Consider the following 1,538-nt stretch of genomic DNA (forward strand, 5'->3'; position numbering starts at 1 on the left):
GTCGCGTCCCAGTCATGCCCCGCCGCTACCGCCGCCCGCGCCGCCGTGCCGAGACCGGGATGCGCACCGGCCAGCACCTCCGCCACCCGCGTCGCGGTCGCGTCCGCGCCGTCCGCCACCAGCAGGTCGCGCCCGGGTTCCGCCCGCACCCCCTCGAAAGCCTGGGGAGAGGCGACCACCGGGCGGGCCATCGCCATCGCCTCCAGCACCTTGTTCTGGATGCCGCGGGCGATGCGCAGCGGCGCGACGGCGACCGCCGCATGCGCGACATAGGGCCGGACGTCCGGCACCGCGCCGGTCACGTGCACGCCCGGACGCTGCGCCAGGGCCTGCACCGCAGGCGCCGGGTTGGTGCCGACGATGTGGAACTCCGGCGGCGCGACGCCGGCAGGCGGCGCGGCGCGCAGCCGCGGCAGCACCTCCTCCGCGAACCAGACGACGGCCTCGATGTTCGGCCGGTAGTTCATCGTGCCGGTGAAGACGATGGCGGGCGCGTCGCCCTGGTAGGGGTTCGGGTGATCGCGCGCCGGATCGAAGCGCGCCAGGTCCACGCCGTTGTCCACGAAGCCGACATGCGGGGCGGCCTCCGGCGCCAGGGCGGCGAAGTGCTTCGCCTCATCCTCCGAGACGAAGATGGCGTGGTCGAATTCCAGCGCAGCGCGGCGCTCGAAGGCCAGCAGCGTCCGCGCCTCCCGCGCCCAGACATGGCGCATCGGGGTGCGCGCGTTGGCGGCGTAGGCGCGCCACTTCTCGGAATCGACATCCACCATGTCCAGCACGCGGACCAGGCCGGGGCGCCGCGCCGCCGGGCCCATGACGTAGGGCGCCATGGCCGAGGAATAGACGAAGGCCGCGCCGTAGCGCCCCTCCGCCAGGCCCTGCTGCGCCCAGCGGAACAGCCCGGGCTCGTGGAACCAGCCGAGCGAGAGCGGCTGTCCCGGCCGCACGCGCAGCAGCGCGCGCGCCATGGTGCGGCGCCGGCTCAGCGCGGGCCGCCATTCCACATGGGCGCAGTGGCGCTGCAGCACCGGCAGGTGCGCCAGGTCGTTGCGGTCGTCCACCAGGAAGCCGGCCTCGACATCCCAGCGGCGCGACAGGTGTTCCAGGATGTGCCATGCGCGGATCTTCTCGCCCTTGTCGGGCGGGTAGGGCATGCGGTGGGCGATGAAGAGCAGGCGGCGGGACATGGGTCGGCCCCTTCTGCCCGACTGCGCGCCGCCGGCAAAGCCGCCGCGTCAGCTGCCGCGTGCGCGACGCAGCGGGTTGCGATACGGCCCGAGGCGCGGCGCCGGGTTGCGTGGGCCGTCCAGCAGTTCCGCATAGAGCGCCTCGAAGGCCGCCACCATCGCTTCCAGGCCAAAGGCCTCGCGCGCGTGCCGACGCGCCGCGATGCCCAGCGCGCGGCGTTCCGATGCATCGTCCAGCAGGCGCCGCAGCGCGGCGGCCAGCGCCGCCGGGTCCTCGGGCGGCACCAGCAGGCCGGTGCGGCCGTGCAGCACCGCGTCCGCGGTGCCGCCGACATCGGTGGCGATGGCGGG

General features: G+C 75.0%; 2 protein-coding genes. Both read right to left on the reverse strand.

Features of this window, described 5'->3' with window-relative positions:
- Positions 1–1,187: TIGR03087 family PEP-CTERM/XrtA system glycosyltransferase (locus tag OZN99_RS31265; protein WP_270939094.1), on the reverse strand; the 1,187-nt coding region annotated here is incomplete at its 3' end.
- 48 nt (positions 1,188–1,235) lie between these two features.
- A partial coding sequence (locus OZN99_RS31270) for a glycosyltransferase (protein WP_270939095.1) occupies positions 1,236–1,538 on the reverse strand: 303 nt, incomplete at its 5' end.

Origin of the sequence: Falsiroseomonas oryzae (assembly GCF_027856955.1) — a bacterium.
Classification (GTDB): domain Bacteria; phylum Pseudomonadota; class Alphaproteobacteria; order Acetobacterales; family Acetobacteraceae; genus Falsiroseomonas; species Falsiroseomonas oryzae.